This window comes from Nocardia sp. NPDC041819 (assembly GCF_055590505.1).
The window spans coordinates 167179-190357 of the sequence record NZ_JBVJAP010000008.1 but is presented as its reverse complement, the minus strand read 5'-3'; the positions used below and the strand labels follow the sequence as shown (position 1 = coordinate 190357).

The following is a 23179-nucleotide window of genomic DNA, read 5'->3' as shown; positions in this document are numbered from 1 at the left end:
CGTCATGCTTCTTTCGCGGTGAGCCGGGTGGCGGTGTCTCGCAGCAGCCGCGCGCCCTCCAGCACCAGCCGCGGGTCGCGGGCCAAGGCGACGCGGATGAACTCTCGCCCGCGCTCCGGCTGATTCCAGTAGAAGTTCGTTCCGGGTAGAACGTGGACCCCCTCCCGAATCGCCTCGTGGACGAAGCGCTCGCAATCGCATCCCTCCCGCAGGCGCAGCCAGTCCACCGAAACAGGCGACCGCAAGTCGGTGAGGAATTCTAATTCACCGTCCGGCAGAATCGACCGGAGGATATCGCGGTTCTGTAGTACGGAAGGAAGGATGCTACGCTCCACGCCATTCTTGCAGCTGTCCTCGATGAATTCCGTGAGCACCCGGAGATGGAAAGGGGAGACGCTCTGCAACAGGTCGTCGTGCAGCCGGTACATGTCTTTGTGCATATCCGGACTGCATGCCGTCAGTCCTACCTTGATTTCGCTGGTCGGCCAGGTCTTGCCCGTGTCTTCGAGGACGATATAAGAGATTCCCGATTCCTCCAGGATCTCGTACTGCGACCAACCGATGGGTTGAGGCGAGAAGAAGCGGAAGGAGGCGTCGAGGACCAGGGTGCAACGACGGTCGGCGCAACACTGGACCAGCGTTCTGAACTCCGCTTGCGACAGTGTCCATCCGGTGGGATTGTTGGGCGAGACCAACCAGATCACCGCAGGTTCGAGCCGGGCCATCGCCGCGGGCAGGCGTTCGACGGTGCAATCTTGTTCCGGCAGCGGTACGAGCTCGACATTCTCTCTGCGCAAGATCGATGAAATATTGTCGAAGACCGGCTCGATCAGGGCGACTCGCTTGCCCGCGCGAGCGCAATGACTTACCACCATCGTTATGGCGGACGATGCGGAATACGACAGCATATATCTGGACGCATCTCCGTGCATCGGCTCGCCGGCCAGACGCAGGAAAGCGGCGAGGAACGTTTCCTCCAGCTCGGATTGCGATTGCTCGCGCGCCTCGTGGAACAGCTCTGGGAACCGCTCGACGATGTTGTTCTGCGAGGCCGTCAGCGGTTGACGGCAATGGGCATCCGAAAGGTTTACGGCTCGATCGAGACTGCGTCGCTCATATGTAGTGCTGGTAGTGTGCCCGAGCGGGTTCGGTAGATTCGAACAGTGCGTACGAATAGATGTCACGGTTGATAAACCTTCGAGATGGTAGTTGCATGCGGGACGTGTAGTTTTTGGGCCGTATCGGATGCTCACTCGGCTGAAAGAAATCCGGACAGCCGGCAGTTGGCAAGTCCCGGAGTTAAACCGGGCGCCCGCTCCATGGCGAGTCTTTTCGCTCGTGCAGTGACGGAGTTTCGGTCCAAGGTGTCGGGAAGCGTTGCCCGGTCCGGACGGCGTCGACGGCTTCGGAATCCATGGATGGTACGGCCGCGATCTCCGTTCGGTTTCGGTGTCCGGGAACGGGAGGGTCCGCATTCTTCTCGGAGGTGTCGTTTCCGCCGGGCCGGGCGTCGAGGGAACCGTAGATATCGTCGCCGAGGACGGCGTCCACTATCCGCCTTGTCGTGGTGACGATGAGTTCTCGGCTCACTTCGTCGGGCGCCCCGGGCGTGGGCGCGGCACGCGCCGCGATCCGGCCCAGCCCGATCCCCGCCCCGATACCGATCGCGGTCGCGGAGAGGAAGCCGCCTGATGAACCGGCAAAGTCGACGGACTGGCTCGCCAGAATGCTTCCCATGGCCACGCCCACCCACATCAGGCTGAAATGAAAGCCGAGGGCTTCACCGAGTGCATCCTGGGAGACAACGGCATTCATCCGATCGGTGCTGGCCGGGAACACGGCACCGGCCAGCACACCGACGATGAAAACGGCTATGGCCAGCGAAACCGGCCCGGTTGCGAGGGCGCACGGCACCACGCCGATTCCGAGGCCCACCAGCAGGACATACGGCGAGATGGTTCTGGAGATCGCGCCGTAACCGTACCCACCGACCACCGCACCGGCTGCGCCTATGGCCAGCACCAGCCCGATCGACTTCTTGGCGTGGAAATCGTGCATGGACGTGATGACACTCAGTTCCTCCGCACACAGGACTGCGGCGGCCGCGGCGTATCCGATATTCGGCGCCACGAACCCGATCTGCAACCAGAATCGCTGCGGGGTACGGCGTGACACCCGGCTCGGACCGGTTCGCAGCGGTGGATTCTGTCGCAACAGCACGACCCCGCAACCCACGGCCACCAATCGGACCACGAGCAGCACTATGCCCGTGTCGCAGATACTCATCGCCGCGACACCCAGCGGCGGCCCGACCAGTAGCGAGATATCCGCGGTCACCTCGTACGCGGCGAGCGCCGGTCGCCGTTCGCGTTCGGTCGTGGCGACCGTAATGGCCTGTTTCGCGACGTTGATGATCGGTAGCTCGAACCATGCCGCCAACGCCGCCAGCAGCAGCAACAGCGGAAACGGGGCGAATGGTGCGACCAGCCAACAGATCCCGTTCACCACGATCGCGGGCGCCAGGGTGGGCCGCAGGCCCGAGCGATCCAGCCGCGGGCCGCGCTGTAGCTCGGTGCCCGCCATGCACAGGTAGACCACGGTGCTCAGGAGGCCCGCAGCGCCGTAGGAAAGATCCAACGTGTGCCGCACATGCATGACCAGCAACAGCGATTGGGAGTTGAGAACAGTCCGGAACAGCAGACTGAGCAAAATCATATTGCATACTGTTCGATTTGCCAGAAGCTCTCGGTAGGCTCTCACCCCCACTCACCTTTCGGGGCGGGAATCCTACTCTTGGAGGTGATCGGCACGGTTTCGCTCGGGCGAACGCTCTTCCCGTGTTCGCCACCACGCCTTCGTGATCTATACGCACCACGTCTTCGATTGTCGTGCGAGAACTGCCATATTCGACAAGTCATTCATCGACACGCAATGCTAGGCGACGGATGTCGTCTCGAGCAGATCGCACAACTCCGGGATGGCGACAGAGACAGCGTGCGCGAATCGGCGCAATGACTGTGCGGTGCCCTCGGCTGCGCTGAGGTGGATGTCGACACCGCCGGGTTGCACGAGGTAGCCGATTCCGATGCATCGATCGGCGGTCGGCCCGAAACCGAAGAATCGAACATTGACCGATGACACGGCACTTGTGCTGAGATAGTCATCGCGCAGAATTCGCCAACCGGGAGATTCGTGCAGCGCCAGCGGCTCACCGCCGTGGTGTCGCTGGATTCGCAGTAGCTCCGCGAGGTGCCGTTCGGGAGCACGCCCCGCCTGGCAGTCTCTGGTGTGAGCGACGTGTACCGCCGCGGCGGTGCGCAGCGCTTCGGCCCGAGCGGTGGCCGTGGCGGTCTCGTCGTTCATCAACGCGACGAAGCGAACGACTTCGGGGGTGACCACGCGGAGGGCTTCTGTGCGGCCGTGGCGGTAATGCCGCACGGCAACGGATTCATAGGTGGTGCCGAGCGATCCCCTGGAACGCTGATGAGCGAGTTGGTAAGCCATCTGTACCAACGCATCCGGTGATATTCCGAGCCGTTTGGCCGTGTCCGAGCCGAAGCCGTCGAGCGTGACAACCTCCGTGGCGGTCTCGCCCGCTTGCTCGGCGAAGTCGGCCGAGGCTTGCCGAATATTCTGCCGGACAGCCTCGTCGAGACGGAATTCGATCGGTGAGATCGCGGGCGCCTGTCCCGGCTTGTCCGCCGAGATGGCTGTCGCGCTCGTCAGAACCGCGTCGCACAAGCCGGCCACGGTGGTTCCGTCCAGGCCGGACTCCTCGATGTTGACGCCTGCGCGACCATCGGCGAACACGATGAATGTCAACGCTTTGTCGTACCAGCGGTTCCCGCCGTCGCCGTGCATGAGCTGGTTACAGGCAGCGAGTTCGTCTCGGGGCGCGAAGTCGTCCAGCGCGAGGCAGAACAGCGCCGTTTCGATCGTCTCGAATGCGGCGACGTTGTCCGGATCTTCCATAAGGGCATGGCGAGCCCTCGCCCAAGTGGTGCGTGGTCCGGTTGTCAGCGCACCCGGCGACACTTCCCCGGCCGGATCGGCTCTTCTGATCGCGTCCAACCCGGCGATCAGGTCCTCGATGGAATGCGGGGTGCCGTCCGCCGCGACGACGTCCATTCGGAACGCATGGCTTCGGAAGAAGACGACGATGTGCCGGGCCGTCGACGGGCCGGGCTCGGCGGCACTGTAGGCGGAGCGCACGGTGTCGCACTCGATGCCGGGGATTCTGGTGGTGGAGAACAGGCGCCTGTTCTGATGCATGGACAGTGGCCGGCCGCGCAGCAGCACAGGCGACACCGTCTCGGCGTCGAGTTCGAATTTGTACGCGGCGGTACGGAAGATCAGTTCGGCGGCACGTTCGAGTTGCCCATGTTCCGAGTCCGGGAACAAGAAGAAGGAATTCGCGTTGTACGCGATACTGTCCCGGTAGCCGAGATGGCGAGAGTTCCAGAATGCGTCGAGCCAACTATGGACGCCGGGTGTCCGATCGAATCGCTCGATTTCGCTTTGCCATGTCCGTGCCGCACTGTCCGGCGCGAGGAACTGCTCCACGGCCGCTTTCGTGGCAATGAGTTCCTCGTCGGTCAGCAACGGCGAGCACCTCTCGAGAAACAGTTCGCACGTTTCCTCCAACGTCGGGATCGGAAGCCGTGGCAATTGCTCGTCGTAATCGTATGTGCTGACGGGCATCTCGGTGGCGAGTTTCTCGGTCACCGTGAGAGTGTCTCATCGCCACCGCGGCGGCTGACTCCAACGGTGGGAATGCCGGAGGAGGCTTTTCCGCGGAAGGTACGCGGATCTTCGAGCTGGACTCACCGCGGTCGACCGGCTCGGCTCGAGCATCGAACCCTGATCCCCGCGCAGCCGCTGACCAGTGCGAACGCCACCGCAATGACCACCTTCGGCTCGTCGGTCGTTGCGGTGCCGCCGCCTTGCGAGCGCGGAGCGAACCTGCGGTGGCGGTGGCTCGGCCGGTGTCTGCAACCCTGCCGGTTCCCACCCTCGGGACAGCTCGGCGACTGCCACGAGACATGCTGCAGCACAACGAATCACGGTTGAGGTCACGAACCTGCCGGCACCGATGCCGGTAGCTGTCCATCGGCGGCGCGAACCATGTCGAGGGCCACCTCCTGGTCACGTATGCCGAAGCAGTTTGTCCGACAAGAAGATTCACACTATCGGATGGCTCGAATTGCGCGCTCCCCGCGAGTGGGAGCGCAACGGGCTGTTGTCTGCCTGCTTCCCGGGCAGCCGACATGGGACACAGTCTTATCGTTGTGTAGTCGAGCCGGTCATAAACCGGACGGAAGCGGACTAAAACAGACGAAAACGGATCGCGATATGCATTGCCGCAGCGCCTCTTTGGGCGCCTTAATGGTTACAGCCGGGCAACCAGCAGGTCGAGCACCCCCCGGTGCAGGTAATCAATTCTGAAAAGGGGTAATGCCATGCCTACTATCACTTCGGTATCGCCGACCACGGGCCCGACTTCGGGGGGTAACAGTGTGGTTATTACCGGATCCGGATTCACCGGGCCGACCACGGTGCGATTCGGCGCGACCGCAACGACTTTCACCCTGGATTCCGATACGCAGATCACGGCGATCGCTCCGCCCGGAGTCGGCACCGTGCAGGTCACCGTCGCCAATGCGGGCGGAACCAGCAATGGTTTTCCTTACACCTATTTCGTGCAGCCACCTGTGGTGGCCGCGGTGATTCCGAATTCCGGGCCGTCGACCGGTGGAACCCTGGTTTTGATCGTCGGAACCGGCTTCACCGGAGTTACTTCGGTCAATTTCGGTGCCACGCCGGCCACGTTCTTCTTCGGAGTCTCCAGCACGCTGATCATCGCGATCGCTCCGCCGGGAACGGGTACGGTGCCGGTCACCGTCACCACTCCGGCCGGTACAAGTCCGGGAGTGCCGTACACGTATGTCTCGGTGCCGACGCTGATTTCGGTCACGCCGAATACCGGGCCGGTGACCGGCGGTACCGCGGTCACGATCACCGGCACCGGATTCACCGGCGCCACCGGCGTGTTCTTCGGTTTCCTTCCGGCAGTGTCGTTCACGGTGAATTCCGACACGCAGATCACCGCGATCACCCCGGTGGGCTTCGGTCCGGTGCCGGTGACGGTCACCGGTCCGGGTGGCATCGCCACCGGCGTGTTCTTCATCTACAGCTGACGCCGCCGCCCGCAGGTGCCGAGCCTGAGGCGGTAGTACTGCGCAAGTGGCGGCATCCGAAGGCCGGAGGGGTCGACCCTGATGCACGGGTCGGCCCCTCCGGTCGTGGTGACGTCGACTCGGGGTCGTCGGACGACTCGAGTGTCGGCGGGCCGGAGACACCGGTACGGCGACCGCTGCGGCAACGCAGAGCGGCAGGCGAGCTAGCCGACACCCAGCTCTCGGCCACCCACCCCGGATGCGAATTCCCGCCAGCGCCAGGCCCCGCCCGCGTCGCGAGCCAGGGGTGGGGTGTCTTCCCCCGCGCCGGCGCGCAAACCGGAGAGCAGATGCCGGATGGCGTCGACCGCGGTGAATCGCGGCGTCCAGCCCAGCTCCGCCCGCGCGCGGCCGGTGTCCAGGATCGGTAGCCGCATCACCGCGTCGAACAGGTCCGGGGCCGCGGGCAGGGTCCGCGCGTGCCACCCCATGGCGAGTGCGGCGCGGACGAGTCCGGGCGGCACGGACACCACCCGGGCACCGAACAGCTCGGCCAGCCGGTCGCGGTCGATCACCGGTTCCGCGGCCAGATTGAACGGCCCACGCGCGTCGGTCGCGATAGCGAGGGCGTAGGCGCGACCCACGTCGTCACTGTGTACCGCTTGGAAGCGCAGGCCACGCGGAAGTGGCAAGATCGGCGGGAGGCCCGGCCGGATCAGGCGATTCGGCAGCAGCGGCCCGGCGAACAGCCGCCGCTGCTGGCTGGCGGTCTCCCGGCGGAAGATGAATGCCGGGCGCATCCGGACCACGCGGCGGTCCGGATTCTCGGCCTCGAACCGATCCAGCAGCCGTTCGACATAGGCCTTCTCACGGGTGTACGCGGCAGGCGGCCAGCCATCGGTCGGCCAGCTCTCCGGCACCGGCTCGTCGTCGTGGCACGGGGAGTAGGCGCCGACCGACGAGGCGTAGATGAAAGCCGGGACCTGCGCGGCGGCCACGGCACGCAGCACGCGCTCCGTGCCGCCCACATTCGCGCGCCAAGTGACCATGGGCTGATGGCTGGGCTGGAACAGCCATGCCAAATGCACCACCGCGTCGGCGCCGTGGAAGTGGGATTCCAGGTCGTCGGTTCGCACGTCCGCCCGCACCCATTCGACGCCATCCCAAGACTTGCTCGGGACGCGTCGCGCGATTCCCACGATCGAACCGACCCCCGCTTCGGCCGACAGGGTCTCCAGCAAGCTCGTCCCCACGTTTCCGGTGGCACCGACCACGACTACGCGCATATTTGCTCCTCGGCTCGGCGGCGAGATTCGAGAGCGATGTACCCAGCCTCCGGACGGCGACACCCGGCCATCCGTTCCAGCTGGATAAAGATGAAAACAGTCGGGGAGGACGGCCGCGCGGCCGTCCTCCCCGACTGTCGTCGGGAAAAGCTCAGATATCGGATTTGGCGAGGCGCTGGGACAGCAGCTCTTTACCCATCCGACCGCCTTTACGGCTGTCGGCCTGCGCCTTGCGGAAGAATTCCACCAGCTCGCTGTCTCCGTCGCGTTCCGCGTCCCGGATGAACGTATCCAGGCGCAGAGCATTCTCCAGGGACGCTTCGACGAACCAGATCAGGTTGTAATCCTTGTCCCTGGTGCCGGTAACGGTGCCCGTTTCCTGCTGCTCGGCCATCTCCACTCCTCTCGCTTCTTCGTCGTCGAGCGGCGCGCCTGCTCAGTCCCGTCCGAGCGCGTGCGCCAGCTCCTTCTTCGTCATCTTCGAGCGGCCTTCGACATTGCGTTTCTTGGCCTCGTTGTACAGCTGGTCGCGCGTCGGACCTTGTGCGCCGCTGTGCGAACGCTGTCCGCCGCGCTGTTGCGGCGACTTGTCGTCGGTCGAGGACTTGCTCGCGGTCTTGGACTGCCCGGACTGGGCGCGGTTCTTGTTGACCGTGCGAGCGGCGATCTCCTTCGCGCGATCGGTGCTCGCGCCGCGGGTTTTCGCGGAGTCCTTGATGTGCTCGTATTGGCGTTCCTGCTTGTCCGACCAAGCTTTCGGCATGTGATCACCTCCTGTGATGGCGGGTTACCCCGCAGATCGCCGCGCAATCCGGCTCGGGTCGGCCGCTTGCTGCCTCCGCTCCCCGAGCGCTCGACGTCTGCCGTGGTCGTAGCGACCGGCGGTCATCGAGCTGCTCGATTCGTCAGCAGTTGGAGGGCGCGGGCTCTCCGCGAACCCGGCCTTCGAGCCATGCCGCCACCGCAGGAGCGCCCACGGCCGCCGCGGACAGATGGTCGATCGCGGGCACGTGCACCATCTGAACCGGTACCCCGGCCCCGCACCACCGTCGGGCGGTGTTGTCGATGGCACTGATCGGAATCAGCGGGTCGGTCGGCGAATGCCATTCGAAGATCGGAGTTTCCGGAGCGCTGCCGTAGAGCTCGACGCTGTTCTCCTCCACCACCGACCAGGCCTCGGGCATGTTGAAGACCGAGGTGCTGTCGGTCATCTCGCGCGCGCTGCCGCCGGCGCCGATGGCAAGGATTTCGTTGGTGCAGCTGTTGGCCATGGCGTCACGGAGCGCGCGGCCGCGCCCGTTGAGATTCGAGCTGATCACCACGCGATCCGGGTACTCCCGCTCCAGGCCGATCGCCGCCGCCATGGCCAGACCGAAGGCCGGGTGCGGATTCAAACCCAGCCCCTCCGCCATCGCCACCAGGTTCATCGGAGCGCCGCCGAAGGCCGCGCCTGCCAGCCGCACGTCAGGTGCGTAGGACGGTTGGAGCGCGGCCGCCCAGGCCGTGGCGAGGCCGCCGCCGGAGTAGCCGGCCAGCGCCACTGGGCTCTGCTGAACGGCGAGTTCGGGCACTTGTCTCGCCGCCCGGATGCCGTCCAACGTGATCTGGCCGCCCAAACGTCCGGCTCCGAGTGCGAACTGCGGTCCGAGATGGTCCGGCAGCGCCAGGCTCCAGCCCTGTTGGACCAACACGTTCAGCATCGGCGTCGCCATCGTCAAATTGAAATCGTTCTCGTAGAGCAGGTGCGATACCGCGCAACCGGTACCGAGCGAATTGATGAAGTGCTGGTACGACAACAGTGGCATGCCGGGCCGCTGGAAGGCGGGGGTGACGATCGTGGTGGTGGCCGCGATCGGCACGCCGTGCGAATTGGTGGAACGGAACTCGACCAGCCGGACGGCGGCGCCCGGGAAGGACGCCAGCGGCGGCAAGGGCCGCACCGCGAGCACGTCACCTGGTCGGTGTGCCGCCAGATCGGCTGGGGCGGCGTAGAACGGGTCCGGATCGGGCAGCGGATATATCGGCTCCGCGGTTGCCGTCGTCGACAGCAGCAGGGTGAGTGCCATGCCGCCGACCGCACCGAGGGCACGGACCGAACCCATGCGCCCGCTGCCCAGGATACGAAGAAATGGACGAGTCACGACCGTTGACCTCCAAGGGTAGTTCGCCGCATTCGTCGATCAGCCGGCTGGGTTGATGTACCGCCAGCAAATTACCAGCGACACAGGGGGGTGAAACCGGAATCGGTTAGAAAGGCCGTTTTACGGGCGGTCGAACTCCGAATTCTTCGGATCTAACGCGGGTATTGTGATGCCCAGCAATCTGTTGGCCATTCTGGTTCGTCGCGTCGATTCGAAGTCGCCCGCGACATCCGCTCGACCGCGGCGCGCCCTGCGCGCGGTCGAGCGGCCCCGGCGAACGCCCGGGGGTTGCGACGAGGGGCGAGCACGGCTTGGCTGGATCACATACACAGTGACGAGGTGCAGGACGAAGGAAGGAGCGGTCATGTCCAAGACAGCAACCGAGAAGGTCCGCGCATCCGGCTCCCAGGCGCGGGAGACGGCACCGCCGGTGCCCGGCACCGAGACCGAATCGAAGGCCGAATCGAAGACCGGGTCGCGCCCCGCGCCCACCGCGCGCGTCAGGTTGCGCGTGCCGGTTCCCACGGTCGGCATGCGGATGGCCCGCATTCCGCTTCCGCCCGGGCCGCGCACCGTCGCGACCGGAGTTTCGTCGGCGACCACGGCGGTGCGCAATCGGGTACCGGATCGGGAGTCGTTGCTCTATTTCGGCGGGCTCGGGGCGGCGGCGGTCACCGGGCTGGTGTCGTGGCCGGTCGCCGGGGCGATCGGCGTCGGGGTCTGGGTGGCCGAGCATGCTCGTCGTGCTCCGGAGACCGTGCGGAGTGGGAGCGAAGGGTGATCTGATCGCGGCATCGCTCGCCGCGGCTCCCCGGCTTCGTCGTGCCGCCCGAGTGTGGCGGTTTGCGCGGTCCGGCCGCCGGATTGCGTAACCCGGTGCACGTCACGTCGTCGTGTGGCCGAATCCGGTTCCGCCACAGGACGCCCCGCTCTGCGTGACGAACGGAGCCGTCCGGCGCTACGGACGTAAGACTGTCGTTCACCACGAGCGCCAGCGGTGCAAGGACAGCGCCCCGGGCGGAGTTCGCGAGGCTACCAGTCGACCACGCCGAGCTCGTGGAGCTTGCGGAAGACCAGCATCGAACCGGGTGCCACGTGGTCCATCGCGGCGTACTCGCTCACGGTGAAGTAGCGCAGTTCGGCGATCTCGCTGGTGGGGCGCGGGTCGCCGTCGAGTTGCGCGGTGAAGCAGGTCATGTGCAGGCGGGTGCCGGGGGAGTGGCCGTACGCCTCGGCGTGGAACACCCCGAGTTCGTCGCAGGAGACCACGCCGACACCGAGTTCTTCGCGCACTTCGCGGTGCAGTGCCGCCTCGGGCGTTTCGCCGGGGTCGATCTTGCCGCCCGCCATGTAGAAGACGTCTTTGCCTGCCGAGCGCGCCTGCAGCAGGCGGCGATCCCGGATATGGGCCAGCGCGGACGTGCGAATCACCGGCCCACTGTACTGAGCGGCCCGGAGGGGACGTCAACCGGATTTCGCGCGGACCGGCCGGTTCAGCGCTCGTGGACGGCGCGGTGCAGCAGTTCGCCGATGCGCCGGTGGATCAGCGCGGTGTCGTCCCCGTCGGCGACGAACTCCAGGAACAGCGCCGCACCCGCCGCCAGTGCGATGACGGCCCTGGCGTCGAGTTCGGCCTGCCCGCGGGGTTCGGTGGCGCCCGGCCGGGCGGTCCCGCCACGGCGTCCGGCCGTGTCGCCCGCGGCGAAGAGCGCGGCCGCCGGTGTGCTGAACCCGGCCCACAGCCGGTGGCGCAAGTGCGGGTCGTGATCGAGCGCGGTCAACAGCCCCGGGACGGCGGCGCGAACATCGGCGCGCGCGAACAGTTCCCGGCTGCCGCGCAGCACCCACTCGATCCACCCGTACTGGTCGGTGCCCTCGAACGGGCCCAGGTCGGGTGTCTCACCCAGAACGGCGTGCAGCACCAGCTCCGCCTTCGATTGCCAGCGGCGACCGATGGAAGCCCGGCCGACTCCGGCGCGTGCCGCCACCGCCCGGACGCTCAACTCGTCCCATCCGACTTCGGCCAACATCTCCCGGACGGTCGCCAGCACACGCTGCTCGACCGACTCGTCCCGAGGCCGGCCGACGCTCCGGGGCCCCGACCGCGGGTCCTGTGCCGTTTCGCCCATGCCGCTTCCCGCCTTCTATTACGATGCCACTGGCATCGAATTTATGCCGATGCTCCGGGCAATTGTCGCGGCGCGCCGAAGTCGCCCCGTGGCCGACCCGGACAGGTGAGCTCAGGGTGACGAAGGAATGAGATGGGCGGACGAAACGGTCGACCGTGGACGGCGGCGCGGGGAACGGAAACGCGGGAGCGGTCGACCGGGAACGACAAGGGGTAGCCGGGATGCGAATCGCGGTCACCGGCGGCACCGGCTACCTGGGCGCGCATACCGTTTCCGCACTGCTGCGCGCGGGGCACAGCGTCGTGCTGCTGGTCCATCCGAGCGAATCGGTCCCAGCGGCGGTCGGCATGTTCGATGCCGGGCCCGAAGCGCTGTCGGTGCTGCCGGGCGACATCCGGGATCCGAAGGTGGTCGAGGCGTTGCTCGACGGATGCGACGCCGCCCTGCACGCGGCGGGCGTGGTCGGCACCGACAACCGGCGCGAGCAGTTGATGTGGGAGGTCAACGCCGACGCGACGGCCACCGTGCTGGCCCGCGCGACAGCGCTCGGACTGGACCCGATCGTGCACGTCGCCAGCTACAGCGCGCTTTTCCCCAGCCCCGATCCGGTCATCACGCCCGACAGCCCGACCGCGCCCGGCCGCAGCGCCTACGGCCGCACCAAGTCGGCCGCCGATCGGATCGCCCGGGCGTTGCAGGCCGCGGGTGCGCCGATCGTCATCACCTACCCCTCCAGCGTCGTCGGCCCTGGTCTCGGCGCGCAGGCCGGGATCACCTCCGACGGCTGGGGCGCGATTCTGCGGGCCCGGATCGCGCCGCGGATTCGCGGCGGGATGCAGATGATCGACGTCCGGGACGTGGCCGCCGTGCACGCCGCCGTCATGCGTCCCGGTCTCGGACCGCGGCGCTATCTGTGCGGCGGTCACCTGGTGGCGTTCGACGAGATCGTGGACATCCTGGAAAGCGCTGCCGGACAGCGGATCCGGCGGGTCCCGGTGCCGAAGGCCGCGCTGCTGGGACTCGGTCGGCTCACCGACGCGGCCGCCCGCTTCCTGCCGATCAGCGCCGGGCTCGGCTACGAGGCCGCGTGGTTGCTGACCACCGCCACGCCGACCGACGATTCCCGGACCCTGGCCGAGCTCGATCTGCGATGGCGGCCCATCCGGGACGCCATCGTCGAATCCGTGCGGCGCGAGAACGGTTCGCGCACGTGAGGGACCGCGAGCCGGTCAGATCAGCTCGCGGGATACGGCGGCGACGAGACCGCCGTCGATGATCAGATCCTGGCCGTTGACGTAGGACGCCTCGGCGGACGCGAGGAATGCCACGGCGTCGGCCACGTCGTCGGCGGTACCCAACCGGCGGCTCGCCACTTCGGCCAGCACGGCGGTGTGCGCGTCGGGGCTGACGTTGTCGTGGAACATCGGAGTCTCGATGTACCCGGGGCTCACGGAATTGACCCGGATTCCGCTGGGTCCCAGCTCCGCCGCGAGGGTACGGGCCAGGTTCACGCTCTGCATCGAATCCACGGTATCCCTCCGATTCAGGGCGGTCGGTCTACGAAGCACGAAGTCCGGGAAAGTCCGGGAAAAGTCCGGGTGCCGACATTGTTACGACCGGGGCTGTCACGTGAGGCTGATCACGGCACGCGCCGCCGGGTTGATCCGGTGCCCTCATCGCTCCCCGGCGGCGGGTGCACACCAGTACATCGAGCAGGGGAGGCGTTAGTGATTTCATCTGGACAGCTTGGGCATACACCGCTGTCTGCGTGTCATTTCTACCGGCAACCGAATGTCCTCCGGCAGGTCCGGGCCAGTGAGAAAGGTCCAGTGCTGCGAGCGCGGGTGTGTCAGTACCGGCCCGGTCTGCTGGCCGTGCTGGTGCATCCACGTTTTGACTTTCGAGCCGACGAACGCGGGCATCATCACCCCGCACACCCGCCCCGCCCGCATCGTGATCCGCCCCAGATGCGGCGGCTGGACCTCAGCGGGCAGATCGCATACCTTTCCGGCCTGATTACTCGATCCCGGTGGGAAACGGTAGCCGGTGAGAAGATTCCGGATAAAGTCCGCGAAGACCTGCGAAACATGGCATGTGATTTCGGTGACAAATTCCAGCACGTGATCATTTCTCGCGCTGACGCACTCCGTGCAATGCAACTCGGCCGGTCGCTGGTATCTCAGCAATTGGAGCTGATCCGGCCGTACGAGTTGAATCGCGCCGACCGAGCGCGGGAGCGGCTGGCGAAGATCCGCGAGATAGTGCGGGCGCAAGAGCGAGCCGAGAAATTCCGGAAGATGCAACAGTTCCGGGAAGCCGCCGCGCGCGGCCGGGCGGATGCCCCGCAGCAGGTCGAACGCGACCGGCAGGCCCGCGAGCAAGCCGAACGAGCCAGGCAAGCAGGCCGAACGCCGGAAACCGAGCAGGCGCGGGCGGAGCGGGAGGCAGCCGAACGGGTGGCACAGGAATTCCCGCCACCCAGTCAGTACCCCCAGCGGGAGGCCGCCGACGCTGGAGAACAAGCAGCCCGAGAAGCGGCCGACGCCGCCAGAGCGGAGCGGGGAGCAGCCGAGGCACGCACGGCAGCGAAAGAACGTGAAGCCGCCGCCTTGCAGGCCCTGAACGCGGCGCGGAACGCGGCGTTCAAGGAGCTGGACGAGAAAGGGCGTCTGTCGGAGGTCGAAAAAATCCTCTGGCTGGGGCAGGCGCAGCATCCACTAGCAGCGGTGAGACAGCCGCCTGGTTCTGCGCCGAGCGTTGAGCGTGGCGGCACCGGACAAGGACAGGAACGCTCACGCGGACTATCCCGCGAGCAATAGCCATCCGCGCTCGCTCGGCTCACCGTGCGGTCGGCCCATGGTTGGGGGTGGGGTTCGGGTCGCACGCTGGGTTGTGCGGCAGCAGCGCCAGCCCTTCGCGTCCGCTCGTCCTAGGGTGCAAAGGTGCATTTGGAATGGGGGTGGAACACGATCCACCCCCATTCCCAATCAGCCGGCATCAGTTCGCAGTCCTGCCACACCCCCAAATCGGAATCCTGCAGCTGTAGGGCTAGTTTAGCGCTTCAGCCGCCGCTCCGCCGCGCGAATTACACTCCTCTTAACTGTCTCAAGGGACCTACTCCATTCCTGACGGACCGCGGTCCACGAAAACGCAAGGGGCTCGTCGTCGAACGGCCAACAATCACCGAGGTAATCCATAAAAGACTCCGCGCGTACTATTCTGTCTGCAATATCTTGTACGTCGCGAATCTCGGCTCTCCTCGCTGGATCCACGATAGGTGTATCAACAACTACGGCATCAATGTAAGGAAAGTTGCTTACTAGGACTTTGTGCAAATATCCGCCAGCGGCGGTTACGCGAGCAAGACTGCCAGAGTCGCCATGGTCGACCATTTCGGCCAGATCAGCCCGAATGGCACGGTCTATGTGAAATGCGATCTGATTCGGCGTGTACCCCAGTCGCTGCAGTTGATCATAAAGATTACTAAGATCAGTAAATCCGCCGGATTGGCGCTCACCTCCGGATTGAATAACAGCCAGCAATATCGGGAGAAGGAAGTGCTCTCGAGGATCATTCGAAGATAGCGAGAACATGTTCGGAACGGGAGAGGTCTGGGGATCGTAATACTTATGGTCTCCGTAGAGAATTGCACGCACGAACTCGTGGATAGGAATAATGTAAGATCGACCCGACCTGTGCGCATCCAAAATTCTAGATGTTTGAACGTAGCCGCTGCCGACGAAGGTTGAGACAAAGTTGAGTGCGCGTCGAGTGTTTCCCGAGCTGAGATTATCGACAAGCTCGATCAATTGTATGTTGTTCTCGAATGCATCAATCAGGACGTCGATATATACAAGCAGGCTCTCAGAATCCAAAGTCAGACCTTCTGGAAACCCTGGCAGTCGCCCGAATTCCACTAACTCTTTCCGCGCAAATTCTAGCCGCTTAATGACTACTTGATCACTTCGTGGTGGCGAAACAGTAAATACTCGCGGTTGATAAGCCGCCAACGCACCAGACCGACGAGATTCATGAAATGTATCTGGCCTAAGTGACATAAAAACCGTAGTCGGCCAGGTCTCCGCCAGGGACTGTCCAGCGACGAAGATCTGCTCTTGAAAGGTAGACTGATGCTGGTCGACATTATCCAGGGCAATAACAAAGCTGTACCCTCGAGAGGACTGCAGGAACCCCAGGGACCGCTTCACGTGCTCGTACTCATTTGCCACGTGCTTATGTATCATCTCGATCTCGTGCCGACGATAATCCGCCGGGTCGTCCTGCTCCAGAGACCCGTAGATGCCGTTCCGGAATCGGTTGATTTCACGATTGTAGACAGATCTTACAAATTGACGTTCATTGATATCAACGTCATGGTCATCTTGCAAGCTTTCGGTAATTACACTGACAATACGATCCGGCACGTCATCAATGAGTCCTGAGTGCTGTAGAAAGTCAATATAGAATACAATCGTCTTTTTTAGAAGATCCTTCACGTCAATGCGGAATAAATGCTTCAGGAAAATGCTTTTGCCCACCCCCACATCGCCCAGCAGAATTATTGGGCGCTTAGTCATGGCGCTTGCAATCATATCGTCTTTAAGCTTGGGGTTGGTACCGCGCTTATCGGTGACGGATTCGGTTCGAACCTGTTCGCTGAGAATTGAATAGCGAGTCTTCAGGATTTCCCTGCTGACAACCGCGTACTGTGAAAGTGCACCACTAGAACAGTAGCATTCTGTCAGAAATTCGTCCGTGATACTCTCTTCGCGTACTACATCCTGAATGAATAGGTCGCCAAGTATTTTTAGATCCGTCTCCATTTCGGATCCGATTCTATATCCAGGGTAACCAACGATCCGGCTGGATAGAGGTAGCGGGGGAGGAGGGGCTGATCGGGCGGATGTCAGAGCAATTGTGAGATTTCCGCGGGCTGCTCCTTCCCTGGAGAAATAGTCCCAGAACTCGCCGATGTTACTCAAGACATCATCCAGACTGGCGTATAGCATCGCCTTTCCGTCTATCGGCTTCTTTCCGTCGGACCGACTGCCCAGAAAGCCAAGAAATTGGTGGCCATTGGACAAGAGTGCTATACCGATGCCAGCGGATTGACAGTATCGTAGAACTTGATCAATGGCCTCGCGATTCTGCTGCGAGTGATTTCGAACGGTAGAAATATCCACCTTACCGCTTAGAACGCCGGCAGGTACTTCAAAAATCTTACTACTTCGTTTTGCTTCGACAACTATCCGTCGCTCGGGCATCCCTAGGACGTAGTCGAGATAGTCGCCGTCGACATGTTCTTCGCAGTTTATTTGGTCGCTGGGCCAGTTTAGTACCTCATTCAGAACTACGTCTATCAGTCTAAGTCGCGTAGTTGCCTCATTTTCGTCAAGATTTATTCGCTCCGCGATAAGTAACTCAAGAGTCTTCTTCGCGCGCTCGAAAATTGTCATGAATCCGATCCCCGACCCTCGGCCCGACGTGTTCCGGATCGGAGAGAAGAGGGTCGATGCGATGATCCTATGGCGCAGCAGTCCGTCATTTGCTTTCCTGTCCTAACAGCGACCCGCCGAGTATCGACAATCGTGCAGTCTTCTTGTTGAAGCTTAAAATCCTACAGGATGTTGGACTTGTTCCCGTGCAATTTACCAGCGATCGGCCGCTTTTTTCCGTCGTCCGTCCGACCGAGAGCCAAACGCAGGGCCCCGGACACCCTCTACCCGGAAACTCCTATTTGTCTGCCGGGCCGGCGTGTCTGTCGCCCCCACCGCCACGTCTAGAGTGCTGCCGCTGCATCCATGCGAGATTGCTTGCCAGCGGACACTGTCGGATACGTTGAGGAGCGCGTACCGACACGTGACTCCGGCGAGCATCGCGACCTCCTCCCGGCGCAGGCCGGGTGTCCGCCGCCGGCCCACCGCGGCCAGGCCGACGTCGTGCGGGGTGAGCCGGGCCCTGCGGGTGCGGAGGAAGTCACGGAGCTGGGCGCGCCGGTGCGGCGCCGCCGAAGTTTCGCCGGTCATAGGCACGGCAACAACCGGCGGAACGGATCAGTTCCCGAGATACACCGGGAATGCTTCGAGGTCGTTCTGGGTGAGCACGGGGAGGTTGCGGATCTCTTCGACCGGCACGGCGAAGCGCAGGCCGGGGAAGCGGGCGAACAGGGCAGGCAGCGCGATCCCGGCTTCCAGGCGGGCAAGGGCCGCGCCGGGGCAGATATGCGGGCCGTATCCGAAAGCCAAGTGGCGGTTGGCGGTCGCTCGGGAGGCGTCGAAGTCGTCGGCGTCCGGGCCGTGCACGGCGAAATCCCGGCCGATCGCGCGGTAGGACATGACCACGCCCTCGCCCTTCTCGATGACGGTGTCGCCCACGGCGATGTCCTCGGTGGCGAAACGCATCAGCAAGTGCGTCACCGGGCTGTCCCAGCGCAGGGTCTCCTCCACCGCGGCCTCCCAGGTGAGGTCACCGGCGCGGATGGCGCTCAACTGTTCGGGCCGCCCCAGCAGGGCGCGCACGGCGTTGAGGATGAGGCCGATGGTGGTCTCGTGCCCGGCGGCCACCAGTGCCTTCAGGTTGCCCACCACCTCTTCTTCGGTGAGCGGCTCGGTGCCGTCGCCGCCGACGATGAAAGCGCTGGTCAGGTCGTCGGCCGGGTCGGCGGTCTTCTTGCGCACGAGGTCGGTGAAATAGAGGTCCAGCTCGTCGATCACCCGCAGTCGCTCCTCCTGCGGGGTCAGCAGGGAGAAGAACGCTTTGTACCGGTCGAGCAGCATCGGATGGTCGGCACGGTCCACGCCCATCAGCTCGCTGATGACCCGCATGGGCAGCGGATAGGCGAACACCGTCTTGAGGTCGGCCACCGCGCCCTCGCGGCCGGCCTCGGCGAGATCGTCGAGCAGCTCGGCGGTCATCCGCTCGATCGTCGGCCGCAGCGCGTCGAGCCTGCGCTTGGTCAGCGCCTGGGTGGTCTTGATCCGCAGCCTGCGGTGCTCGGCGCCGTCGACGGTGAACATGGAGCGGCCCGCGTCGATCATGCCGATCAGCGGCCACTGCCTGGTCACCGCGCCGGACTGCCACAGCGACCACGCGTTGATGTCCTTGACCAGCCGGGTGTCGACGAGCAGCTGCCTGGCGAGCGTGTGCTGGGTGACGGTCCAGGCGGGCACGCCGAGCAGTTCGATCCGGGCGAGCGGGCCTTCGGCGCGGAGCCGGCTGGTCTCCGCGCCCAGGTCGCCGACCATCGGATCGATGACAAGGGTGGCTGCGTGCGGGCATTCGGTGCTCACGGGGTACCTCCGACGGCGCGAACGGGTGTGAAGCGGACGGGCAGGGATGTCATGCCGCGCAGGAAGGCCGACGGTCGCCGGACCAGATTCCGGGCGGGTACCGCCAGATCGAGGTCGGGCAGCCGGTCGAGCAGGACCTCGATGCCGGTGCGCGCGATGACTTCGGCGATCTCCTGCGCGGGAAAGGGGCAGCGGTATTCGCCGTAGCTGAACGCGAAATGCGCGCTGTTGCCGGTGTGCGCGGGCTCGGCGCCGTCGGAGACGTGCTGGCGCACATGCGGATCGGCATTGGCCGCGGCCAGGCCGAGCAGCAGCATGTCCCCGGCGCGGATCACCTTGTCGCCCAGGCGCGTGTCGCGGGCGGCCCAGCGCCCGGCGAGGATCTGGGTCGGCGTGTCCTCCCACAGGACTTCGTTCATCGCCTGGCCAACGCTGTGGCGGCCGCCGCCGAGGGCGGCTGCGAACCGGTCGTCGGTGAGCATCAGCCGCACCGAGTTCCCGATCCAGTCGGCCGTGGGCAGATACCCCGCGGCGGTGATCGCCATCAGGTCGAGGACGTATTCCTGGTCGGTGAACGGACCGGGATGCGCGAGCATCCAGGACACCAGATCGGCGCCCCGCGCGGACTTCTTGCTCGCAAGCAGGCGCTGCATGTGCTCGGCGAACTGCTGATGCGCGGCCTGCGCATCGGACCCGCCGTCGGCGAGGGTCTTCATCGTCCACGCCACCTGCGGTCCGTCCTCGTCGGGGAAACCGAGGATCCGCGCGAGCGCGAGCACCGGCAGCGGCTCGGCGAAATCGGCGACCAGTTCCGCTTCACCCCGGCCGCAGAACGCGTCGATCAAGCGGTCGGCCAAATCCTCACAGGCGCGGCGCAATCCGAAGGTGTCGACCGCCTCCAGCGCCGGCTCCACCATCGCCACGTGCCTGCGGTGCTCCGCGCCCGCGGTGAAATAGATCGATGGCATCGGCTGCCCGACCATCGGCAGCAGCGGCCAGTCCGGCGGGATGTTCGGCCACTGGTTCCATCGGCCGACATCGCGCGGGAACAGTTCGGGATCGCTGGTCACCTGGTGCACTTCCCGGTAGCCGATGACCAGCCACGCGGGGACGCCGCCGGGCAACTCGACGGCGACCACCGGGCCGTGCTCGCGGCGCATCTCGTGGTAGAGCTGGTGCGGATCGGTATGGAAACGCGGGCCGCTCAACGTCACCGGGGCGGTGTGAACGGGGCAGCTGTCGGTGGAACTCGGCGCGGGCGTGGTCATGACGCGGCCTCCGGAGTCGGGAGCAGGGGGCGCCGGCCCGCCGGGGGCGGGGCGAGGGAGTAGAGGTGCTCGACGAGGGTGATGAGAACGCCCTTGCCGGACCCGCGGGAGCGGGCGTCGCAGTCGATCACCGGCACGTGCGGATCCAGGTCGAGCGCGTCGCGGACCTCGTCGGGGCGGTGGCCGCCGCCGAAGTCGTTGCAGGCGACGACGAACGGCGTCTTCTGGTGTTCCAGCCGGTCGACGGCGTACCAGGAATCGGCGATCCGGTGTGGGTCGACCAGCACGATCGCGCCGAGCGCCCCGGTGAACAGCCGGTCCCAGAGGAACCGGAACCGCTCCTGCCCCGGTGCGCCGAAGAGGTACAGCACGTGTTCGTCGTCGATGGTGATCCGGCCGAAGTCGAAGGCGACGGTCGTCGTCGACTTGCCGGGCGCGCCACTGGGATCGTCGATGCCAAGCCCCTCGTCGGTCATGATCGCCTCGGTGTCCAGCGGCCGGATCTCGCTGACCGCCCGGACCATCGTCGTCTTGCCCACGCCGAAACCGCCGACGATGACGATCTTCAGTCCCCGCGTGGTCGCACGATGCAGGGGCGCGTCGGCGCGGGCCGGGCGCGGGTCAGAGTTTGCGAAGTCCAACGAGCACCTTCTCCAGCGTCGTGGTGTCGGGCAGGGAGTGCCAGGGTGAGCCGGGCGGACCGGCCAGCGGCGGACGCACGGTGATCTTGCCCGCGTGCAGCAGGTCCGACAGCAGGATGGTGGCGATGCCGACCGGAATCCGCAGCTCCGCGGCGATTTCCACGACGGCGGTCGGGGCGCGGCACAGATCGAGGATCGCCACGTGCTCGGACTGCATGCCCGCGGTCGGCGCGCATTCGCTGACCACCAGGGTGACCAGATCGAAGGTGTCGGAGTCCGGCATGCTGCGGCCACCGGTCAGCGTGTAGAGCCGATCGGGGTCGTCGTCGCGGCCCGGCCTGGTCACGACACTCCCGCTCCCGGGAAGCGCGGCGCGGCCGCCAAATACTCACCCAGTTGCTCCACCAGTTCGCGCATGTTGTGGCCGACCAGTCCCGCGTCCGCGTCCTCGGCGGCGACGACCGCGATGTGCGCGCCCAGCCCGGCTTCGACGATGAACAGGATGCCGCCGTAGAACTCCGTCATCGACTGGCGCACCCCGGCCCGGCCGTCGCCGAACTCCACCGACGCGCCGTGTGAGAGGCTCTGGATGCCCGCCGCGATGGCGGCGAGCTGGTCGGCCCCGTCCACGGTGAGTTCGGGCGTGTGGCAGATCTTCAACCCGTCGCTGGACAGCAGCAGGGCATGCCTGGTGCGCGGGGTGCGGGTGAGCAGCTGTTCCAACAACCAGCTCAGCCGAGCGGTCTCGGAGGTCGTCATAGTTCGTTCTCCACGGAGCCGGAAGGGGCGGGGGTAGGGGTGGCGGTACGGCCGGTCGCGGGCCCGCTCACCGCGCGCTGGAACGCGCCGAGCGAGTCGGGGCGTGCCGCGGGGGGAGTCGGCGCGGCGGGCTCCGGTGCGGCGAGCCCGCCGGGATGGACGGCGGCCAGCGTGCTACCTCGGCGGCGCTTGGGCAGCGCGGGGCTCGCGCCGGCCGGAGCGTTCTCGGCGGTGGACGGCCGTGCCGAGGCGGATCGCGCGGGCGCCGGATCGGCGTTCGTGTGCTCCGGCGGCGCGGTGTTGCGGGTACGCGCGACGGGCAGCGTGCCGGTGACGGTGGACGCCTGCGGCCGCTGCGCGCGGGTGGTGAGATCCCGCGGGATGACCACGACCACGGCGGTGCCGCCGATGGCGGAGGGCCGGTAGGAGACAGTGAGCCCGTGCTTGCGCGCGAGGTTGCCCACCACGGCGAGGCCGAGCCGGGTCCCGGTCAGCGACGACAGGTCGACTCCGGCGCCGCGTGCGTCCGGACCGGTGGCCGCCACCGCCGCCTCGGCGCGGCGCAGCGCCGACTCGCTCATGACCAATCCGCTGTCCTCGATGGTGATGATGACGCCCGCCGGGACCTCGGCGGCGTAGACGTGCACCTCGGTGGTGGGCGGGGAGAAGTTGCAGGCGTTGTCGAGCAGCTCCGCCAGCGCGTGCATGACGCCTTCCGCGGCGTGGCCGGAGATCGCGATGTCGGCGACGGCGCGCAGCCGTACCCGTTGATAACCCGCCACGCGCCCCATCGCGCCGCGCAGAATCGATTCCATGGCAATCGGTTTGGCCCACCGGCGGCCGGATCGCGCGCCGCTGAGCACGGCGATGCTGTCGGCCAGCCTGCCCGCCTGGGCGGTGTGGTGATCCAGTTGCAGCAGATCGGCGAGCACGGTGGGATCGCCGTGCCGGTGCTCCATCTCGCGCAGCTCCGCGAGCATGCTGGTGGTCATCGCCTGCATGCGGCCCGCCGCGCCCGCGAACGCCGCCATGGCCGCGGCGCGGCGGTTCTCGCTGCTCTCGGCTCTGGCGTCGGACGCGGCGACCGCCTCGGTCGCGGCGGTGACCTCGGCTTGCGCGCCCGCGGCGGCGAGCGCGCGCCCGTCGCGGGCGCGGCGGGCATCCCGCCGGGCGTGCCGGGCTTCCCCGCGGAAGTGGACCGCCGCCGTCACGGCGGCGCACAGGGCGACGGCCGCGGCCGTGGCGCCCGCGGCGAGTGTTATCCGGAATTCGACGGGTGCGTAGTACACCGCCGCCGCGACGACGGCTGCGGTCGCGATAACGCAGGCCGACAATGTCGCGTACGGCGGTTTCGGTCGGCGAACAGGGTCTTCGCCGGACTCATTCGCCGCCGCATTCAACAACTCTGACAAGTTCAGTACTTCCGCGCTCGCGCTCACCGCCGGGAAATGGCATCGTTGCCCCCTACTGCGTGCCCCATCCCCCAAATA

At 65.7% G+C, this 23179-nt stretch carries 21 protein-coding genes and 1 pseudogene; 3 read left to right on the top strand and 19 right to left on the bottom strand.

All coding sequences use genetic code 11. The features are described 5' to 3' along the window. Positions 1-2: 2 nt before the first annotated feature. The 3 genes from ACZ6DL_RS23245 to ACZ6DL_RS23235 form a co-directional block, all read right to left on the bottom strand. Positions 3-1184, bottom strand: coding sequence for a pyridoxal phosphate-dependent aminotransferase (locus ACZ6DL_RS23245; RefSeq protein ID WP_466054093.1), 1182 nt, complete (start codon positions 1182-1184; stop codon positions 3-5). Between the two features lie 115 nt (positions 1185-1299). Next, on the bottom strand, positions 1300-2715 hold the full coding sequence (locus tag ACZ6DL_RS23240) for an MFS transporter (protein WP_466054091.1): 1416 nt from the start codon (positions 2713-2715) through the stop codon (positions 1300-1302). Positions 2716-2934: 219 nt separating this feature from the next. Beyond that, positions 2935-4725, bottom strand: a complete 1791-nt coding sequence (locus tag ACZ6DL_RS23235) for a choline/carnitine O-acyltransferase (protein ID WP_466054089.1) — start codon at positions 4723-4725, stop codon at positions 2935-2937. Between the two features lie 734 nt (positions 4726-5459). On the opposite strand from ACZ6DL_RS23235, the gene ACZ6DL_RS23230 reads away from it, so the two are divergent. Beyond that, positions 5460-6197 (top strand): IPT/TIG domain-containing protein, encoded by a 738-nt coding sequence (locus ACZ6DL_RS23230; RefSeq protein WP_466054087.1) that lies wholly within the window; start codon positions 5460-5462, stop codon positions 6195-6197. A gap of 203 nt (positions 6198-6400) precedes the next feature. Here ACZ6DL_RS23230 and ACZ6DL_RS23225 read toward each other — a convergent pair whose 3' ends face one another. The 4 genes from ACZ6DL_RS23225 to ACZ6DL_RS23210 form a co-directional block, all read right to left on the bottom strand. Then, positions 6401-7462, bottom strand: coding sequence for an NAD-dependent epimerase/dehydratase family protein (locus tag ACZ6DL_RS23225; protein WP_466054085.1), 1062 nt, complete (start codon positions 7460-7462; stop codon positions 6401-6403). A gap of 151 nt (positions 7463-7613) precedes the next feature. Then, positions 7614-7856 carry a hypothetical protein gene (locus ACZ6DL_RS23220; RefSeq protein WP_062973520.1) on the bottom strand — a complete coding sequence of 81 codons (243 nt, stop codon included), beginning with the start codon at positions 7854-7856 and terminating at the stop codon, positions 7614-7616. 42 nt (positions 7857-7898) lie between these two features. After that, complete coding sequence (locus ACZ6DL_RS23215) at positions 7899-8225, bottom strand: plasmid stabilization protein (RefSeq protein ID WP_357039447.1); 327 nt, start codon at positions 8223-8225, stop codon at positions 7899-7901. Between the two features lie 142 nt (positions 8226-8367). Next, positions 8368-9564, bottom strand: coding sequence for a lipase family protein (locus tag ACZ6DL_RS23210; RefSeq protein WP_466054083.1), 1197 nt, complete (start codon positions 9562-9564; stop codon positions 8368-8370). Positions 9565-9967: 403 nt separating this feature from the next. Here ACZ6DL_RS23210 and ACZ6DL_RS23205 point away from each other — a divergent pair, with 403 nt between their 5' ends. Beyond that, positions 9968-10384 carry a hypothetical protein gene (locus ACZ6DL_RS23205; RefSeq protein ID WP_466054082.1) on the top strand — a complete coding sequence of 139 codons (417 nt, stop codon included), beginning with the start codon at positions 9968-9970 and terminating at the stop codon, positions 10382-10384. A gap of 251 nt (positions 10385-10635) precedes the next feature. On the opposite strand, the gene ACZ6DL_RS23200 is transcribed toward ACZ6DL_RS23205, so the two are convergent. Both ACZ6DL_RS23200 and ACZ6DL_RS23195 read right to left on the bottom strand, forming a co-directional pair. Then, the gene (locus ACZ6DL_RS23200; protein ID WP_466054080.1) at positions 10636-11034 is read right to left on the bottom strand and encodes an NUDIX hydrolase; all 399 of its coding nucleotides are present in this window, start codon (positions 11032-11034) and stop codon (positions 10636-10638) included. Positions 11035-11096: 62 nt separating this feature from the next. Next, positions 11097-11732, bottom strand: a complete 636-nt coding sequence (locus ACZ6DL_RS23195; protein ID WP_466054078.1) for a TetR/AcrR family transcriptional regulator — start codon at positions 11730-11732, stop codon at positions 11097-11099. A gap of 221 nt (positions 11733-11953) precedes the next feature. On the opposite strand from ACZ6DL_RS23195, the gene ACZ6DL_RS23190 reads away from it, so the two are divergent. Beyond that, complete coding sequence (locus ACZ6DL_RS23190; RefSeq protein ID WP_466054076.1) at positions 11954-12946, top strand: NAD-dependent epimerase/dehydratase family protein; 993 nt, start codon at positions 11954-11956, stop codon at positions 12944-12946. 15 nt (positions 12947-12961) lie between these two features. Here ACZ6DL_RS23190 and ACZ6DL_RS23185 read toward each other — a convergent pair whose 3' ends face one another. The 10 genes and pseudogenes from ACZ6DL_RS23185 to ACZ6DL_RS23140 all read right to left on the bottom strand — a co-directional run bounded on the left by ACZ6DL_RS23185 (position 12962) and on the right by ACZ6DL_RS23140 (position 23101). Then, the gene (locus ACZ6DL_RS23185) at positions 12962-13252 is read right to left on the bottom strand and encodes an SDR family oxidoreductase (RefSeq protein ID WP_466054074.1); all 291 of its coding nucleotides are present in this window, start codon (positions 13250-13252) and stop codon (positions 12962-12964) included. Positions 13253-13465: 213 nt separating this feature from the next. Next, entirely contained in the window at positions 13466-14446 is a 981-nt protein-coding gene (locus tag ACZ6DL_RS23180) for a hypothetical protein (protein ID WP_466054072.1), read from the bottom strand. A gap of 339 nt (positions 14447-14785) precedes the next feature. Then, positions 14786-17188 (bottom strand): hypothetical protein, encoded by a 2403-nt coding sequence (locus ACZ6DL_RS23175; protein ID WP_466054070.1) that lies wholly within the window; start codon positions 17186-17188, stop codon positions 14786-14788. Positions 17189-17581: 393 nt separating this feature from the next. Next, positions 17582-17758, bottom strand: a pseudogene (locus ACZ6DL_RS23170) (transcriptional regulator); the annotation flags it as partial. A 27-nt stretch (positions 17759-17785) separates the two neighbouring features. Continuing rightward, entirely contained in the window at positions 17786-19021 is a 1236-nt protein-coding gene (locus ACZ6DL_RS23165) for a cytochrome P450 family protein (protein ID WP_466054068.1), read from the bottom strand. Beyond that, complete coding sequence (locus tag ACZ6DL_RS23160; protein ID WP_466054066.1) at positions 19018-20289, bottom strand: cytochrome P450 family protein; 1272 nt, start codon at positions 20287-20289, stop codon at positions 19018-19020. The genes ACZ6DL_RS23165 and ACZ6DL_RS23160 overlap by 4 nt, the downstream gene beginning before the upstream one ends. Then, positions 20286-20930, bottom strand: a complete 645-nt coding sequence (locus ACZ6DL_RS23155) for a GTP-binding protein (RefSeq protein WP_466054064.1) — start codon at positions 20928-20930, stop codon at positions 20286-20288. The genes ACZ6DL_RS23160 and ACZ6DL_RS23155 overlap by 4 nt, the downstream gene beginning before the upstream one ends. Further along, positions 20911-21276 (bottom strand): DUF742 domain-containing protein, encoded by a 366-nt coding sequence (locus ACZ6DL_RS23150; RefSeq protein WP_466054062.1) that lies wholly within the window; start codon positions 21274-21276, stop codon positions 20911-20913. Before ACZ6DL_RS23150 ends, ACZ6DL_RS23155 begins: the two co-directional genes overlap by 20 nt. Continuing rightward, on the bottom strand, positions 21273-21689 hold the full coding sequence (locus tag ACZ6DL_RS23145) for a roadblock/LC7 domain-containing protein (RefSeq protein ID WP_040866307.1): 417 nt from the start codon (positions 21687-21689) through the stop codon (positions 21273-21275). Before ACZ6DL_RS23145 ends, ACZ6DL_RS23150 begins: the two co-directional genes overlap by 4 nt. Beyond that, on the bottom strand, positions 21686-23101 hold the full coding sequence (locus ACZ6DL_RS23140; RefSeq protein WP_466054060.1) for a sensor histidine kinase: 1416 nt from the start codon (positions 23099-23101) through the stop codon (positions 21686-21688). Before ACZ6DL_RS23140 ends, ACZ6DL_RS23145 begins: the two co-directional genes overlap by 4 nt. Positions 23102-23179: the final 78 nt, after the last annotated feature.

What these genes read in the sequence shown, in the direction of transcription:
- ACZ6DL_RS23240 (WP_466054091.1), bottom strand. Translation starts at nt 2,715, where the DNA reads ATGATTTTGCTCAGTCTGCTGTTCCGGACTGTTCTCAACTCCCAATCG.
- ACZ6DL_RS23230 (WP_466054087.1), top strand. Translation starts at nt 5,460, where the DNA reads ATGCCTACTATCACTTCGGTATCGCCGACCACGGGCCCGACTTCGGGG.
- ACZ6DL_RS23225 (WP_466054085.1), bottom strand. Translation starts at nt 7,462, where the DNA reads ATGCGCGTAGTCGTGGTCGGTGCCACCGGAAACGTGGGGACGAGCTTG.
- ACZ6DL_RS23220 (WP_062973520.1), bottom strand. Translation starts at nt 7,856, where the DNA reads ATGGCCGAGCAGCAGGAAACGGGCACCGTTACCGGCACCAGGGACAAG.
- ACZ6DL_RS23215 (WP_357039447.1), bottom strand. Translation starts at nt 8,225, where the DNA reads ATGCCGAAAGCTTGGTCGGACAAGCAGGAACGCCAATACGAGCACATC.
- ACZ6DL_RS23210 (WP_466054083.1), bottom strand. Translation starts at nt 9,564, where the DNA reads ATGGGTTCGGTCCGTGCCCTCGGTGCGGTCGGCGGCATGGCACTCACC.
- ACZ6DL_RS23205 (WP_466054082.1), top strand. Translation starts at nt 9,968, where the DNA reads ATGTCCAAGACAGCAACCGAGAAGGTCCGCGCATCCGGCTCCCAGGCG.
- ACZ6DL_RS23195 (WP_466054078.1), bottom strand. Translation starts at nt 11,732, where the DNA reads ATGGGCGAAACGGCACAGGACCCGCGGTCGGGGCCCCGGAGCGTCGGC.
- ACZ6DL_RS23190 (WP_466054076.1), top strand. Translation starts at nt 11,954, where the DNA reads ATGCGAATCGCGGTCACCGGCGGCACCGGCTACCTGGGCGCGCATACC.
- ACZ6DL_RS23185 (WP_466054074.1), bottom strand. Translation starts at nt 13,252, where the DNA reads ATGCAGAGCGTGAACCTGGCCCGTACCCTCGCGGCGGAGCTGGGACCC.
- ACZ6DL_RS23180 (WP_466054072.1), bottom strand. Translation starts at nt 14,446, where the DNA reads ATGCTGCGCCTGCCCCAGCCAGAGGATTTTTTCGACCTCCGACAGACG.
- ACZ6DL_RS23175 (WP_466054070.1), bottom strand. Translation starts at nt 17,188, where the DNA reads ATGACAATTTTCGAGCGCGCGAAGAAGACTCTTGAGTTACTTATCGCG.
- ACZ6DL_RS23160 (WP_466054066.1), bottom strand. Translation starts at nt 20,289, where the DNA reads ATGACCACGCCCGCGCCGAGTTCCACCGACAGCTGCCCCGTTCACACC.
- ACZ6DL_RS23145 (WP_040866307.1), bottom strand. Translation starts at nt 21,689, where the DNA reads ATGACGACCTCCGAGACCGCTCGGCTGAGCTGGTTGTTGGAACAGCTG.